At 63.9% G+C, this 15,320-nt stretch carries 17 protein-coding genes; 15 read left to right on the top strand and 2 right to left on the bottom strand.

Going from position 1 to position 15,320, the window contains the following annotated elements; translation table 11 throughout:
• Nucleotides 1–467 (bottom strand): nitrogen fixation protein NifQ (locus tag ACE3P0_RS20810; RefSeq protein WP_374404720.1); only part of this gene is annotated, 467 nt, incomplete at its 3' end.
• 214 nt (nt 468–681) lie between these two features.
• Between ACE3P0_RS20810 and nifE the strand changes: the two genes are divergently transcribed.
• The 12 genes from nifE to nifM all read left to right on the top strand — a co-directional run bounded on the left by nifE (nt 682) and on the right by nifM (nt 10,652).
• On the top strand, nt 682–2,085 hold the full coding sequence (nifE, locus tag ACE3P0_RS20805; RefSeq protein WP_374404719.1) for a nitrogenase iron-molybdenum cofactor biosynthesis protein NifE: 1,404 nt from the start codon (nt 682–684) through the stop codon (nt 2,083–2,085).
• 1 nt (nt 2,086) lies between these two features.
• The gene (nifN, locus tag ACE3P0_RS20800) at nt 2,087–3,493 is read left to right on the top strand and encodes a nitrogenase iron-molybdenum cofactor biosynthesis protein NifN (RefSeq protein WP_374404718.1); all 1,407 of its coding nucleotides are present in this window, start codon (nt 2,087–2,089) and stop codon (nt 3,491–3,493) included.
• Entirely contained in the window at nt 3,390–3,923 is a 534-nt protein-coding gene (locus ACE3P0_RS20795) for a NifB/NifX family molybdenum-iron cluster-binding protein (RefSeq protein ID WP_374404717.1), read from the top strand. The genes nifN and ACE3P0_RS20795 overlap by 104 nt, the downstream gene beginning before the upstream one ends.
• Nucleotides 3,920–4,363, top strand: coding sequence for a SoxR reducing system RseC family protein (locus ACE3P0_RS20790; RefSeq protein ID WP_374404716.1), 444 nt, complete (start codon nt 3,920–3,922; stop codon nt 4,361–4,363). The genes ACE3P0_RS20795 and ACE3P0_RS20790 overlap by 4 nt, the downstream gene beginning before the upstream one ends.
• Nucleotides 4,360–4,818, top strand: coding sequence for a NifX-associated nitrogen fixation protein (locus tag ACE3P0_RS20785; protein WP_374404715.1), 459 nt, complete (start codon nt 4,360–4,362; stop codon nt 4,816–4,818). The genes ACE3P0_RS20790 and ACE3P0_RS20785 overlap by 4 nt, the downstream gene beginning before the upstream one ends.
• Before the next feature lie 8 nt (nt 4,819–4,826).
• Complete coding sequence (locus tag ACE3P0_RS20780; RefSeq protein ID WP_374404714.1) at nt 4,827–5,045, top strand: CCE_0567 family metalloprotein; 219 nt, start codon at nt 4,827–4,829, stop codon at nt 5,043–5,045.
• Nucleotides 5,046–5,082: 37 nt separating this feature from the next.
• Complete coding sequence (fdxB, locus tag ACE3P0_RS20775) at nt 5,083–5,385, top strand: ferredoxin III, nif-specific (RefSeq protein ID WP_172202868.1); 303 nt, start codon at nt 5,083–5,085, stop codon at nt 5,383–5,385.
• 259 nt (nt 5,386–5,644) lie between these two features.
• Nucleotides 5,645–6,547 (top strand): Fe-S cluster assembly protein NifU, encoded by a 903-nt coding sequence (nifU, locus tag ACE3P0_RS20770; protein WP_374404713.1) that lies wholly within the window; start codon nt 5,645–5,647, stop codon nt 6,545–6,547.
• A gap of 43 nt (nt 6,548–6,590) precedes the next feature.
• Entirely contained in the window at nt 6,591–7,799 is a 1,209-nt protein-coding gene (nifS, locus tag ACE3P0_RS20765; RefSeq protein ID WP_374404712.1) for a cysteine desulfurase NifS, read from the top strand.
• A 27-nt stretch (nt 7,800–7,826) separates the two neighbouring features.
• Nucleotides 7,827–9,302 (top strand): homocitrate synthase, encoded by a 1,476-nt coding sequence (nifV, locus tag ACE3P0_RS20760; protein ID WP_374404711.1) that lies wholly within the window; start codon nt 7,827–7,829, stop codon nt 9,300–9,302.
• Complete coding sequence (locus tag ACE3P0_RS20755) at nt 9,299–9,772, top strand: nitrogen fixation protein NifZ (RefSeq protein WP_374404710.1); 474 nt, start codon at nt 9,299–9,301, stop codon at nt 9,770–9,772. Before nifV ends, ACE3P0_RS20755 begins: the two co-directional genes overlap by 4 nt.
• Nucleotides 9,765–10,652: a nitrogen fixation protein NifM gene (gene nifM, locus ACE3P0_RS20750; RefSeq protein ID WP_374404709.1), complete on the top strand. Its 888-nt coding sequence runs from the start codon at nt 9,765–9,767 to the stop codon at nt 10,650–10,652. Before ACE3P0_RS20755 ends, nifM begins: the two co-directional genes overlap by 8 nt.
• Before the next feature lie 66 nt (nt 10,653–10,718).
• Here nifM and ACE3P0_RS20745 read toward each other — a convergent pair whose 3' ends face one another.
• Nucleotides 10,719–10,988 carry a hypothetical protein gene (locus ACE3P0_RS20745; RefSeq protein WP_374404708.1) on the bottom strand — a complete coding sequence of 90 codons (270 nt, stop codon included), beginning with the start codon at nt 10,986–10,988 and terminating at the stop codon, nt 10,719–10,721.
• A gap of 1,162 nt (nt 10,989–12,150) precedes the next feature.
• On the opposite strand from ACE3P0_RS20745, the gene ACE3P0_RS20740 reads away from it, so the two are divergent.
• The 3 genes from ACE3P0_RS20740 (at nt 12,151) to ACE3P0_RS20730 (ending at nt 15,184) form a co-directional block, all read left to right on the top strand.
• Nucleotides 12,151–12,483 (top strand): hypothetical protein, encoded by a 333-nt coding sequence (locus ACE3P0_RS20740; RefSeq protein ID WP_374404707.1) that lies wholly within the window; start codon nt 12,151–12,153, stop codon nt 12,481–12,483.
• Between the two features lie 171 nt (nt 12,484–12,654).
• Nucleotides 12,655–14,187 carry a transposase gene (locus ACE3P0_RS20735; RefSeq protein ID WP_374404706.1) on the top strand — a complete coding sequence of 511 codons (1,533 nt, stop codon included), beginning with the start codon at nt 12,655–12,657 and terminating at the stop codon, nt 14,185–14,187.
• Nucleotides 14,188–14,368: 181 nt separating this feature from the next.
• The gene (locus tag ACE3P0_RS20730) at nt 14,369–15,184 is read left to right on the top strand and encodes a hypothetical protein (RefSeq protein ID WP_374404705.1); all 816 of its coding nucleotides are present in this window, start codon (nt 14,369–14,371) and stop codon (nt 15,182–15,184) included.
• Nucleotides 15,185–15,320: the final 136 nt, after the last annotated feature.

The raw sequence follows: 15,320 nt of genomic DNA, 5'->3' as shown, positions 1-15,320 counted from the left end.
GGCACACCGGCGCGTTCGCAGAGCTGGCGGTAGAAGAACTTCTTCCACTTCATGTCGCGGTCGTTGCGTGCGGCAAGCGCCGGAAAGCGGGTTTGCAGGATTGCGGAGAGCTCGCGACGCGATGGCAGCCCCATGTCCTGCCACAGATGTTGATCGCGCTGTGCAGCCGTCGCGATTGCGGCGGCAAGCCAGGTGGTGAATTCGCAACGCGGCTCCGCGTGTTCGCACAGCAGCTCGAACAGCTCGTCAAACTCATCGAACGCCGGCTTCGCGGCGAGGCCGTTGCAGGCCGGCGCGTCGGGGGTACACACGCTTCGCAGGCGCGCGTAAGCGGCCTCTGAAATGCCCCGGATCAGTGGCTGATCGCCACGCTCCATGCTGGCGGCAATCGCGCGACGCAGCACAAGCAGATCGAGACTCGTTGGCAATTCGGTCCCTCGCAGCACAACGGGGTCGGGTGCGTTCATGGCGGCCTCCTGTGCCCAGCGCGTCGCAAGAGTCGCGCCATGCTCGCGCGTGGTATCGCACGGCCGGCACCCCGCCCTCCGCGTGTATCGATTACGACAATTTGTCGCCTTCATCACTGCGGCGGCATGCGCGAAAGCCTGCATTGGCTTGGGTATCGCGCTCAGGCACAGCGCTTGCGACGGAAAGCACGACACCCTTTGCCAGGTAGCCGTCGTGAAAGCTTCCGAGATCACCGCCCTGCAGAATGAGCCGGCCTGCGCCCACAACGCGGGCGAGAAGAGCGGCTGCGCGCGCCCCAAGCCGGGCGCCACGGCGGGCGGCTGCAGCTTCGACGGCGCACAGATCGCGCTGCTGCCGATCGCCGACGTTGCCCACATCGTGCACGGGCCGATCGGCTGTGCGGGCAACTCATGGGACAACCGCGGCACGCGCTCCAGCGGCCCGGTGCTGTATCGCACCGGCATGACGACCGACCTGAGCGAACAGGACGTGATCATGGGGCGCGGCGAGAAGAAGCTCTTCCACGCGATCAAGCAGGCCATCGACGAGCAATCACCCGCCGCGGTGTTCGTGTATGCCACCTGCGTCACCGCGCTGACCGGCGACGACCTCGCAGCCGTATGCAAGGCCGCACAGGCGCGCTGGGGTGTGCCGGTGGTGCCAGTGGATGCCGCCGGCTTCTACGGCAGCAAGAACCTGGGTAACCGTATCGCCGGCGAAACCATGCTCGAACATGTGATCGGCACCCGCGAACCTGAGCCGGTATCGGTCGCCTGGGTACCGGGCCAGCGGGTACACGACGTGAGCCTGATTGGCGAATACAACATCGCCGGCGAGTTCTGGAGCGTCGCGCCGCTGTTCGACGAACTCGGGCTGCGCATCATCGGCACTTTGTCGGGCGACGCCCGCTACCGTGAGGTGCAAACGCTTCATCGTGCAGAGGCCAGCATGGTGGTGTGCGCGAAAGCGCTGCTGAACGTGGCGCGCAAGCTCGAGAAGCGCTGGGGCGTGCCGTACTTCGAGGGCAGCTTCTACGGTGTCGCCGACACCTCGGAGGCGCTGCGTGCCTTTGCCGGCCTGCTGCGTGACGCGGATCTGAACGCGCGTACCGAGGCGCTGATCGCACGCGAGGAGGCGTGGATCAACGCAGCACTCGACCCGTGGCGCTTGCGCCTGAAAGGCAAACGGGTACTGCTCTACACCGGTGGCGTGAAGTCATGGTCCATCGTCTCTGCTTTGCAAGACCTTGGGATGCAGGTGGTGGCCACTGGCACGAAGAAATCCACCGCCGAGGACAAGGCACGCATCCGCGACTTGATGGGCGAGGACGCGGTGATGATCGACGACGGCAGCCCCAAGGCGCTGCTCGCCGCCTACAAGGATCTGCGCGCTGACATCCTGATCGCGGGCGGCCGCAACCTCTACACCGCGCTGAAGGCGCGCATCCCCTTCCTCGATATCAACCAGGAACGTGAGTTCGGCTATGCCGGCTATCGCGGCATGCTGGAACTCGCACGCCAGCTGGCACTAAGCATCGAAAGCCCGGTCTGGGATGCGGTGCGTCGCCCGGCGCCGTGGGCGCGCAGCAAGCTGGCCGGCACGCCGGTGGGAGCCTGACATGGCCGAAGTGATCAAACGCAGCAAGCCGCTCTCGGTCGATCCGCTGAAGACAAGCTCCACGCTCGGTGCGAGCCTCGCTTTCCTCGGCTTGCAGCGGGCGATTCCGATGATGCATGGCTCGCAGGGCTGTACCGCCTTCGGCAAGGTGTTTCTGGTACGGCACTTTCGCGAGAGCATTCCGCTGCAGACCACCGCAATGGATCACATCGCGACGGTGATGAGCGCCGACGAGAACGTGATCGAAGGTCTCAAGACGCTGTGCGAGAAGAGTCACCCGGATGTGATCGGCCTACCCACGACCGGCATCGCCGAAACGCAAGGCAGTGACGTTCACCGGTTGGTGCGCGAGTTTCGCGCCAGCTACCCGCAGTACGCCCAGGTTGCGGTGGTGCCCGTCAACACGCCGGACTACATCGGCAGTCTGGAGAGCGGATTTGCGCTCGCCGTCGAGGCCATCATTCAATCCCTGGTGCCACACACCCGCCATGCGGGCAGACGGCGCCGGCAGGTGAACGTGCTCGCGTCCGCGGCGCTGACACCCGGCGACATCGAGGTGATTCGCGACTGGTGTGAAGCCTTCTGCCTCCGCGCGTTGGTGCTGCCTGACCTTGGCGATTCGCTCGACGGCCACTTGGTCGAAGCCGAACACTCGCCCCTGACGCTCGGCGGCACGCCTCGCGACGAGATCGCCGCGATGGGGGATTCCGTCGCGACACTGGTGATCGGCGATTCGCTCAAGCGCGCGGCCGACGAATTGCATCTGCGCACCGAAGTGCCCGACTACCGATTCGACCACCTGATGGGGCTCGACGCGTGCGACCGCTTCACGCAAACGCTCGCCGAGATTTCCGGTGCCGCCGTACCCCCCAGGATCGAACGCCTGCGCGCCCAACTGCAGGATGCGATGGTCGACAGCCATTTCATGACCGGCTTCCTGCGCATCGGCATCGCCGCGGAGCCCGATCTGCTCGCCGGCATGACGGCCTTTCTGACCGGCAACGGCTGCGAAGTGGTGGCCGCGGTGACACCGACACGTGCCGAATCGCTGACGCGTCTGCCCTGTGCCACGGTGCAGATCGGCGACCTGCAGGATCTGGAACACGGTGCGCGGTGCCAGCAAGCGCAGCTGCTGATCGGCAGCGCACACGTCGCGCAATGCGCCGAGCGACTCGGTGTGCCGCTGCTGCGCGCGGGCTTCCCGCAATACGACCGGCTGGGCGGCTTTGCCCGCCCCTGGGTGGGCTACCGCGCAGCGCGGCAAGCCCTGTTCGACATCGCCAACCTCGTCCTGGAGCAACACCATGACATTCCGGCCTACCGATCCGTTTTCTGGTCAGGCGGACCCCGCGACCGCGAAGACCACCCTCTCCCTTCGCAAAGTCGCGCTGGCGTGGTCCGCCACTGACCCTGAGCCGGGCACGCTGCGGGTGGCCTTTGCCAGCCGCGATCGTGTTCATGTCGACCAGCACTTCGGCGCCGCCGAGGGCTTCGTCATTTTCACGGTTGATGCTGAGCGTGCCCGGCTGGCGGGGGTGCTGGAATTCGCGCCCGAGAACATGGATGGCAACGAGAACAAGCTGGGCGAACGCATCCGCGCGCTTGAAGGCTGCGCGGCCGTGTACTGCCTTGCGGTGGGAGGATCCGCCGTGCGCCAGCTGCTGGCGGCGGGCATCCAGCCGATACGGCTGGAGCAGGCCACGGCAATCGACCCCCTGCTGAACACCATCCGTGACGCCATCGACGCAGGTGGTGTCCAGTGGATCGACCGTCGCATCCATCGGGCGTCTGACGACGCACGATTTGAGCGCATGGCCGCGGAGGGCTGGCAGGAATGATGGAACGCACTGCGCGCGTCGTGGCGATCCATGCCCACCACATGGACGTAGCCGTGCACGCCGCTGCCGCATGCGGCACGTGTGGTGCCCGCAAGGCTTGCCAGGGCGACGCGGCCGCGCGCGTCTTCGCGCTGCCCATCGTGCCGGGGGTCGAAGCCGGCTCAGACGTGTCGCTGGCGCTGGAAGACCACCGTCTGATCCTCAGCGCCGTGTTGGCCTACCTCCTGCCCGCCACGGCATGCGTGTTCGGTGCCGTGATCGGCCAGGCGCTTGGTCACGCAAACCTCGCCGCATTTGCCGGTGCGGTACTCGGCCTGTGCGCCGGCCTGTTACCCGCGCGGCTGATGGGTACTTGGCTCGGCCAGCACTGGAACGAACCCGCCATCCATGGCTGTAGTTCCCTCCCCTCCCCGGAAGAAAAACGGAGTTCTGCAACATGACCACAACCGTTCCCGACCCGATATTCGAAACCGACTTCATGCGCGAAATGCTGCGCCAAGTGCGCGCGCTGGACAGCTACGGTGTGCACGACGGCAAGCGCGTCGAACAGCTGCTGGCCCCCTTTGTGTTGAGCAAGGAGGCGCGCACAGCGATCCCCTTGCTGGGCGACCCTGACGAAGTCACGCTGGCTCGCGTGCGCGCCTTCTACAACGCGATCGCAGTGCTGGTCGAGAAAGAGTGCGGGCACATGGCGGTGCCGCTGGTGCATCTGTCGCACGAGGGTTTCGGTCGCGTGATCATCACCGTTGGCAAGCTCGTCGCGCTCGATCGCAGCTTGCGCGATGTGCATCGTTTTGGCTTTGAGTCCTTCTCCAAGATGAAAACCGAGGCGGACAAGCAACTTGCGGTGGCGCTCGAACTCGTCGGCCGCCACCCCGATGTTGCTGGCCTGTGAGCGCCTCCATGGACTACCTGACCCTCGCCGCACTGGAGAGGGATGTCCGCCGCCTGCGGCGCATCGCGTCCGAGTGGGCCGGACAACTGCATGACCTGGTCGAGGACCGCTTGCCCGCAGCGTTCCAAGAAATTCCTGGCATCGCGCAATCCACCTACAACGCCTGCCAGGCCTGGGCCGAGGCCGAGGCCAAGTTAACTGCGGCGCGCACCGAATCTCCCTTGTGAGTCACCCCCCAACGAATACCATCACCGGAGCACCACCATGTCTGACATTACCGGCATCACACGCGGCGGCACGCCGTGGACACCCGAGTTTGCCGTCGCGCTCGACGCCAAGAAGTGCATCGGCTGCGGCCGCTGCTACAAGGTCTGCACGCGTGACGTGCTGGAACTGATCGATCGCAGCGAAGACGATCTGCCCGAAGATGATGACGATGACGACAGCGAGAGCATTTCGTCAGTGATGTCGCTCGCCGACCCGATGGACTGCACTGGCTGCGGCGCCTGCAGCCGCGTCTGCCCTAAAGCGTGTTTCACGCATAGCGCGATGCCGCTCGCCGCCTGACGCCCGCCGTACCCCCCGCACCGGTCGCACCACTGCGGCCGGTGTTGTTTTATGCGTATGCCCGCCTGCAACGCCAGCGTAACGGCGCCTTCCCCACAGGGCCTTGTCGCAAGTCCGACAATCGCAGCCTCCTCGGCCCGAGAACCTTAATCGCCACGAGGCATTGCGCCCAAAACACGCGATTGGCACAGCCTTTGCACTAGCACCTTGCGAGCACCGGTCACGCCGATGCGCCCCAAAAGTCGTCAAGGAGCCTGCCATGTGGGACTACACCGAAAAGGTCAAAGAGCACTTCTTCAACCCACGCAATGCTGGCCCGCTGGAGCAAGCAAATGCGGTTGGCGATGTGGGTTCGATCCAATGCGGCGATGCGCTTCGCCTGATGCTCGATGTGGACCCGGAAACCGAGATCATCCGCGATGCCCGCTTCCAGACTTTCGGCTGCGGCTCGGCGATCGCGTCGAGCTCCGCACTCACCGAAATCGTCAAGGGCAAGACGCTGGATGAAGCGCTGAAGGTCAGCAACCAGGACATCGCCGCCTTCCTCGACGGGCTGCCGCCGGAGAAGATGCACTGCTCGGTGATGGGCCGCGAAGCGCTGCAGGCAGCGATTGCGAACTACCGTGGCGAGGCGTGGAAAGACGACCATGAGGAAGGCGAGTTGATCTGCAAGTGCTATGCGATCGACTCGGCGCTGATCGAACGTGTCGTGCGCGAAAACGGGCTGACCACGCTGGAACAGGTGACGCACTTCACCAAGGCCGGCGGCGCCTGCGCCTCGTGCCACGAGAAGATCGAAGATGTGCTGATCTCGATTGTTGCGGCGCGCTGCGAGGCCGTTTCGATCGAAGCTGCCCCGGCTGCGCCTGCACCGGTGACGAATGCCAGCGCACCCGCCGAGAAGCCGCGCATGACCAACCTGCAACGCATGCGCAAGATCGAAGAGATCATCGACTCGGTGCGCCCGATGCTGCAGAAGGACAACGGCGACATCGAGGTCGTCGACATCGTCGGCAAGAACATCTACGTGAATCTGAAAGGCGCCTGCATGGGCTGCGCACTCGAAGCCGCAACGCTCGGTGCGATCCAGCAGAAGCTGTTCGAGGATCTGGGCGAGTACGTGCGCCTGCTTCCGGCCAGCCAGCTCGAAATGGCGCGCTGAGCGCGCCAACAAGACCGTCCGACCCCCACCGGAGCGCCCAATCATGAAACCGATCTATCTCGACAACAACGCCACCACGCCCTGCGACCCTGCCGTGGTGGCCGCAATGCTGCCCTTCTTCACCGAGCAGTTCGGCAACGCCTCATCGATCCACAGTTTCGGCAACCAGGTGGGCGTGGCAATCAAGAAGGCGCGCGCGCAGATCCAGGCCTTGCTGGGTGCCGAGCACGACTCGGAAATCATCTTCACTTCCGGCGGCACCGAGTCGGACAACACCGCGATTCTCTCCGCGCTGAAGGCACAGCCCGATCGCAACCAGATCATCACCACCGTCGTCGAACACCCTGCCGTGCTTGCCTTCTGCGACCGGCTGGAGAAGGAAGGCTACGTAGTGCACAAGCTGCGCGTAGATGGCCGTGGCCGGCTCGATATGGACGAGTACCGTGCGCTGCTGACCGACCGCGTCGCGATCGTCTCGGTGATGTGGGCCAACAATGAAACCGGCACCATCTTCCCGGTCGAAGAGATGGCCGAATACGCCCACGCGCGTGGCATCCAGTTCCACACCGACGCGGTGCAGGCGGTAGGAAAGCTGCCGATCGACCTGAAGCGCACGAAGATCGACATGCTCTCGCTCTCCGGCCACAAACTGCATGCGCCCAAGGGCATCGGCGTGCTCTACCTGCGCCGTGGCACGCGCTTCCGTGCGCTGCTGCACGGCGGCCAGCAGGAACGCAGCCGCCGCCCTGGCACCGAGAACGCACCGGGCATCATCGCACTCGGCAAAGCGGCCGAACTCGCCATGCAACACATGGAAACCGAGAACACCGATGTCCGCTTCCTGCGCGACAAGCTGGAGAAAGGCATCCTCGCCCGTGTGCCGCGTGCCTTCCCGAACGGTGATCTGCACTGCCGCCTGCCCAACACCAGCAACATCGCGTTCGAGTTCGTCGAGGGCGAAGGCATCCTGCTGCTGATGAACAAACTGGGCATCGCGGCATCCAGCGGATCGGCCTGCACGTCGGGCTCGCTCGAGCCCTCGCATGTGATGCGCGCGATGGGCATCCCCTACACCGCGGCGCACGGCAGCATCCGCTTCTCGCTGTCGCGCTACAACACGCTGGACGAAATCGAGCGCGTCATCGAAGCCGTGCCGCCGATCATCGCGCAGCTGCGCAAGATCTCGCCCTACTGGAACGAGAGCGGCCCGGAGGAAGACCCGGACAAGCTGTTCCAGCCCGCTTACGCCTGAGTGCGACACACGGCAACGGAGACCGCGATGCCTGCATCATTCGTCACCGTCAACGACACCACGCTGCGCGACGGCGAGCAGACCGCCGGCGTCGCGTTCAGCCGCGCCGAAAAGCTCGATGTAGCCCGGCGGCTCGATGCGCTAGGCGTGCCGGAAATGGAAGTCGGCATCCCCGCGATGGGCGAACACGAACGCTCGGGCATCCGCGCCATCGCGGCCCTCGGCCTGCGCGCACGGCTGATGGTGTGGGCACGGCTGAGCGACGCCGATGTTGCGGCCTGCGCGGGGCTCGGCGCGCAGCTGATCGACATCTCCGCACCCGCCTCGGATCAGCACCTTGCCCGCAAACTCGGTCGCTCGCGTGACTGGCTGCTCGGCGAGATCGCACGGCTGGTTCCGGTGGCGCGTCGCCACGGGCTGGGCGTGTCGATCGGGCTGGAAGACGCATCGCGCGCCGACACGGGCTTCCTCATACGGATCGCGCAAGTGGCCGAGGCGGCCGGCGCGATACGGCTGCGCTTTGCCGACACGCTAGGCGTGATGGAGCCCTTCGGTGTGCGGCGGGCGATCCGCGCGCTGCGTCGCCATTGCGGCCTGCAGATCGAGATGCACGCCCACAACGATCTCGGCATGGCCACGGCCAACACCCTGGCGGCGGTGCGTGCCGGTGCCACGCATGTGAATACCACCGTGAATGGGCTTGGCGAGCGCGCCGGCAATGCGGCGCTGGAGGAAGTCGTGCTCGGGCTGCAGCAGTGCTACGGCATCGCGACGGGTATCGATCTGTCCGCGTTCCCGGTGCTCGCCGAGCGCGTCGCCCTCGCCTCGGGCCGACCGATTCCCGCGCAGAAGAGCCTGACCGGCGCCAACGTGTTCACGCACGAAGCCGGCATTCATGTCGACGGTTTGCTGAAGGACCCGAGCAACTACCAGGGCTTCGACCCCGCGCTGGTTGGCCGCGCGCATCGCGTGGTACTCGGAAAGCACTCCGGCAAACGCGCGGTGAAGTCGGTCTATGCCAGCTTGGGGCGCCCCGTTGGTGACATGGAGGCCGACGCCCTGCTTGGGCGTGTACGGCAATTCGTCGTCGCGACCAAGCGCGCCCCGAACGACGACGACCTGATGCGCCTGTTCGACGGCGTGCCCCCCCGAGCCGCTGCCCTGCTGACCGAACGCGAGGACACCATGCACACGCACGCCCCCACGCTGGCCGACGACCTGGCCGAACTCGAATCGATCGAGGATTTTCTCGCCTACTTCGGCATTCCTTACGAACGCTCGGTGGTACAGATCAACCGGCTGCACATCCTGCAGCGCTTCCACGATTACCTGCGCAGTGCAGACGAGCCGCCGGTGTACGAGCAGTGGCACGAACGCCTTGCACGCGCCTACGACGATTACCTGCATTCCGATGCGCTCACGCAGGGTGTGTTCCGCGTGTTCAAGCGTGCGCGCGGCATCGCGACGGTGCAGCTGAGCGACATCCGGCGGGCGACGCGATGAATGCCGAATTCGAACTTGGCGACGTCGTGCGCGTGGTGCGCAACGTGCGCGACGACGGCACCTTCCCCGGCGCTGCGCGCGGCGATCTGCTGGTACGCCGCGGCAGCCTCGGGCATGTGGTGGACATCGGCACCTTCCTGATGGATCAGGTCATCTACTCGGTGCATTTTCTCGACGCCAACCGCATCGTCGGCTGCCGCGAAGAGGAACTGCTACCCGCTGACGCGCCGTGGGCCGAATCGCTTTTCGAAACGCGCGAGCGAGTTCGCAACCTGCGCGCGCTCGCGATCGACGGCGCGATTCGAGTCCCGGTTGGCGCAGTCGGCGAAGTGCTGAAGGTCATCCGCGACAACCCCGACGACATTGCCTACCACGTTCATTTCGCGGCGCTGCCCGGCCGCACACTGCAAGTTCGCGAGTGTGCGCTGGGGCCGATGGGCGCTGCGATGCAGGAGACCAGCGATGCCTGAAACCGCAACGACCAGCGACAACGCCAGCGCACACACTTCCTCGCGCTACCTGAGCATCAAGCACGCGCAGGCGCTGTTCCAGCTCGCACCGGATGCCCTCAGCGAACCCCAGCGCGCGCATGTCGACGAGGTCGTGGCGCGCCAGCTCGCAATCGAGCAACGCGTTCTCGCAAGCGAGGAAGCGCGCAGGGTCACGGTCAGCAACGAGACGGTCGACGCGGGCGTCGGCGAAGTGATGTCGCGCTTCACCAGCGAAGCGGACTTCGTCTGCATGCTCGCGAAGCAGGGGCTCACCCAGGCCGCCTTGCGCGACGCCCTCGCACGCGAGATGACCGTGGACGCGGTACTCGACGCCGTATCGGCTAACGTGCCGCCCGTCAGCAAACAGGATGTGGAGATTTTCTACCGCCTGCACGCCGATCGCTTTCACACGCCGGAGCGACGGACCGCGCGACACATCCTCATCACGATCAACGACGACCTTGCGGGCAGTGGCCGGGTGGCCGCCCGCGCACGCATCGACCAGATCCGTGCCCAGTGCGTGCGCGATCCGGAGCAGTTCGCAAAACAGGCGCTGCGGCATTCGGAATGCCCAACCGCGATGCAAGGCGGGCTGCTCGGCCCGGTTACGCGCGGCCAACTGTTCCCTGCGCTGGATGCTGCGCTGTTCGCAATGGGCACCGGCGAGCTTTCAGGCGTGCTGGAATCACCCATGGGATTCCACATCCTCTGCTGTGATCACATCCGTCCTGCCGGCCGCGTGCCGCTGGCCAAGGTGCGCGAGAAGATCCGCGCGCAGATCCTGGCAACGCGACGTGCGCATCACCAGCGTCAGTGGCTACGCAGCCTGATCGGCACACGACAAGCGAAAGTCGATTAAGCCCGCGTGCGACGGCTCGGTGCGGACCAACTCCGCCGCATCGCCACCGCAAGCCCTACAACGCCTTCAGCGATGCACGCCGAGCGTGGCGAGCGCGCCCTTCATTGTCTGCAGCATGTCCTGCAGCGCAGCCGGGCTCATCGCCGCATTCGCCGAGATGCTCTCGAGCGCCTCCACGGTTTCGTTCAACTCGCGCAGCGCAAGCTGCTCCGCCTCGAAGTGCGCTTCCTCGTACAGCGGCTTCCAGGCCGGATGCCGAGTGCCCGCCGGCCTCTCCAACTGAACGCGCCGACCGGGGCCGGTCCATACCCATGCAACGGGAGCAAGCCTACCCATGATTCACCTCCTGCAGCAGTGCGATCGCAGCTTGATACGCCGCCTCACGTTTGATGCGCAGTTCGGCTGACTCAGGCTCTGTCGTGGGCCCTAGTACATCCGCACACGCAAGCAAGACTGCCCGCACGCGATGCGGCGCCGGCCCAGGATGCTCGAACAAAGGCACCAGCTCGCAGTCGAAGTCCTCTGCATGCGCAAACGCCTCGCGCTGCGAGTAAAACGTGCAGGTCTCTACGTAGGCCTTGTTGCGCGGAACGAGTTTCCAAGCCGCCGGCACCGGGCGTTGAGCCGCGTCAGAGAACCGCAGAGCCTCCGCTGCGCCGTCTGCTGGATTACCGCGTGGCAGGTTGCCCACGGCATCGTGTTGCTCTGATCGCAAACGATGCACGCGAACCGCCAATTCGGGCTGCCCTCCCACCGGTCGGCGGGGCTGGCCATTCTGCTCAAACATGCTGCTTCCTTGCTATCAACCCGGGGAATAATCCGTCCCCGCAACGCTTCCAGCGCCCGCTCGTGGCAGGTGCCGATGACGACCTGAGTTAAGCAAGTAGCGCGCCGTCTTCACGCAGGAAAACTTGACCACAGCGTTATGTGGCAACGAACGGCGAAATGCTGGCCCCCACTCTAGCGCCGCCGCTGGACCGGTCTGCGCGAAACCACCATTGATGGGCATCGTGCACCGCAATGGTGATCGTCCCCGCAGATCGAGCAACCCAACGTAGCGCGTTCATGCCGGGCCGGGCGTTCGCTCGTTGCCAGCTTCTGCGCGCAAAACGAACGCCACACGCACCGTCCCGCCGCACTACATCGGCGCCCCGTGCAGCCTGCCTGCACTCCGAAGACCGCGCGGTGTTCTTCGAACCACCCTACGCGCGTATGGATCGGGCCCATTCCCGCGAAAAACTTCACGGGTAGGTTGGTTGGATCAACCAAGCCTCGGCGTGCGTTTGTAGCATGTGCGGGTTCGATATGCTGGTCACAGCAGGCCCGTTATGAAGTCATAGCCGGTCTATTGTCGCGGAGGCAGGATATACATCAACCCGACTACCCACACCCGGCAGACAATGCAAGAAATCAAGCGCTTGCATCCTGCCTTGGCCCGATCAATATCTCAATAAAACCTCGTTTTGAGGTCTACTTAACGTTAGCCAGCTTTGAAAAAATGAAAGTGGTCAGTGTGCAGAAGCTCATCCTAATTTCAGCCATTTCGGTTCTTCTCTGCCTCTCTGGGTGCGCCCAAAGCACGGGTGCTAACGCAGCCGCGAGTTCCTCGTCTTCTTCGTCTAGCGCTGGGCAAACCACTGAGGGTTCCATCGTCGGCGAAGGCTCGATATCGGTGGCCAATCATCGCGTCGAGGTTAAAGGCGGGAAAGTCACCGTTGACGGCGTCTCATTCGGCGAGGCGTTGGAAAGCAGCACAGTCCGCTACCTCGTCACGCCGAGTGGCGCCAAGCTCTTCGTTGACGGTCAGCTTCGCAATGCCGCGGCTGGCTAACAAGTCCGTCAACGGGACACCCAAACGCTGCGCGTTTGGGTTCCCTCGGCTGCGCCTCGGTGCCCGTTACTTCCAACGTTGAGGCTGTAGAAAAACTCGACTGAAATCACCGCGCGACCTATCGTCGCCTGTAAAATAGCGCCATCTCTTCCACGTTCTGTGGGGTGCGCGATGCCACGGTTCAAGACGCCTGAAACGGGTCTCAAACTGATTCCAGTGGATTTGGCGCGGCAGGTGCTGCCCGGCACTTTCGAGTTCGCGCTGGTGCATCTGATCGATCACGACTTTGATCTGACCGCGCTGCGCGCGCGCACCCAGAATGACGCAGGGGGCGCCCCGGCGTTCGATCCGGCGGTGATGCTCAAGATCGTGTTGCTGGGGTATTCACGGGGCCTGATCAGTAGCCGTGCGATCGAGCGCGCGTGCCGCGAGAACGTTTTGTTCATGGCGGTCTCGGGGGATCTGGCACCGCACTTCACGACGATCGCCGCGTTCATTCGCGAGCTGGGTGAGGACGTCTCCCGGTTGTTTGCGGCCGTGCTCACGGTCTGTGATCGCCAAGGCTTGATCGGGCGCGAGTTGTTCGCGATCGATGGCGTGAAGCTGCCTTCGAACGCAGCCAAGTCCAGGAGCGGCAAGCGTGAGGACTTCGAGCGCCAGGCCGCGCGCATGGAGGCGGCGGTCCAACGCATGATCGCGCGCCATCAGGAAGAAGACGCCCAAAGCCCGGCACAGCACGACAGCCGCACACGCGAGCGCGAAGCGCGCAGCCGTGCGCGCATGGAACACGAAGCGGCGCAGTGCCGCGAGTGGCTCGCGCGTAACCCGCGCGATCGCAAGGGGCCCAGCGGTGGCGTGCGCCTCTCCAACCGCACCGACAATGAGTCGGCGAAGATCGCCACCGACAAGGGCGTGTTGCAGGGCTACTGCGCGGTCGCCGCGGTCGATGCCACCCATCAAGTGGTGGTCGAAGCACAAGCGCACGGCACCGGCAGCGAGCAAGAACTGTTGATTCCAGTGGTGGAGGCCTGTCAGCCGCTGTGCGCCCCGCAGACGGCAATCTGCGCGGACGCCGGCTACCACTCGGAAGCAAACCTGCGCTGGCTGGTAGAGGCACAGATTCCCGCCTGGATTTGCGACAAAGGCTACCGGCAACGCGATCCGCGTTACGCCGGGCAAGCGCGCCACAAGGCCCAGCCCGATCCGCTCCATGACAAGCGCGCCAAGCCCAAGAAGGCGCGACGCTTTACGCCGGCGGACTTCACCCAAAGTGAGGACGCCTCACACTGCGTGTGCCCCGCTGGCAAACACCTGTACCGCAGCGGCGGTGAGTGCACGATCCACGGCTACGCCGTCACCAAGTACGCCGGCGCCCAGCGCGACTGTGGCCCCTGTGCGCTACGCACCCAATGCCTCCGAAAACCCGAGAAGACCCCTGTACGGCAGGTGCACTTCTTTCGCGGCAAGCGAGAAGGGCCTGTCAGCCACACCGAGCAGATGAAGCTGCGCATCGACTCCGAGCAAGGTCGCCGGATGATTGCGGCGCGCTTTGCCAGCGTCGAGCCGGTGTTCGGGAATCTGCGCGGCAACAAACACCTGAACCGCTTCACGCTGCGCGGCAAAAACAAGGTCGACACGCAGTGGAAGCTCTACTGCATGGTGCACAACATTGAGAAACTTGCGCATCATGCTCATTGGGAATGAACAGAAGGTTCAACCGGCCAACCGACACCCTGCGCGGGCCGCTGACGCACGCCAGGATCACTTTGAAGAACACATGAGACGACGCTGAGACATGAATCAAAACTTCAGCCCCCGGAACAGGGGATGCTGCCACTCGCTCGTCAAATCCGTTTTTCTACAGCCTCGTTAGGCAGCGTCAGGCATGGTAGTCGCTACGTTCTTGGTGTTTGGTCTTCTTTTACTGATCACCGCGCTCTCAATTGGGTTTACGCTTATCTATCCGTGGCTAATTGCATTAGCGGGCATAGGTTTGGCATATAAGTTTGGTCGTATGATAGATCGTCGAACTTCGTCGGCTATCTTCAAGTACTCACTCCCCGCAATTCTTGTCTTCGGCGTCTTGGCGTGGGTCAAACTCAGCTACAACGAATTCCTCTCGCTTTGCAACTCGACGCCTCTGAATGCCCCACACCAACAGGCAAAGACAAGCTACGCTGCGTTTCTTGTTGATGACGAGACACTACAAGAGTTCGACGCGCAGAAAGGGATATCAATTGGCTATCAGCTCATGGAGCAAAAGAGGCTCGCTTACTATGATGAAATCATAATTGCCAAATTACCAGAGCCACACCGCATCATAAGTCGGCGGGCCGATTCGGTAGCAAACAGCACCTCAAAGACCCCAACTCGCTATGCGCTTCGCTCATCATCCGTTGAGCGAGTATCAAATCGTCTGCATAGCCCGATCTTTCGTGTCACATATTACCTAGAGGAGCGTAGCCCCCATCGCCCATTGGCAGCCCGGAGTGAGTATCTATTTGGTGGCGGTGCTGTCGGACTTTATATGCATGCGATACTTGGCGAGAGGGGCGACTATGCCGATCGAGACTATCGCTATCTTAGCTGTGGCTATGCGTCTCGCTCACCAGGCGCCTGGCGTCCGCGCTTTAGCTCCAATCCAAACCACCGGAACTATTACGCGGCGGACGTCACGATGCTGTCTTCCCTTGGGAGATGACATGCCACAGCCTAACCAGTCTCTAAGGGACTTCCCGTCAACCGGGCGTTGTTGAAGCCGGCCGTCAGGCCGGTTTTGCTTTTCAGATTTCTCGATTCATCGCGTGCTTCTCGGTTCAGGAGTACATAGACTGCTT

This window comes from Niveibacterium sp. (assembly GCF_041909475.1).
Lineage (GTDB): Bacteria > Pseudomonadota > Gammaproteobacteria > Burkholderiales > Rhodocyclaceae > Niveibacterium.
The sequence above is the reverse complement of the archived record's forward strand: the minus strand, read 5'-3'. Positions and strand labels throughout refer to the sequence as shown.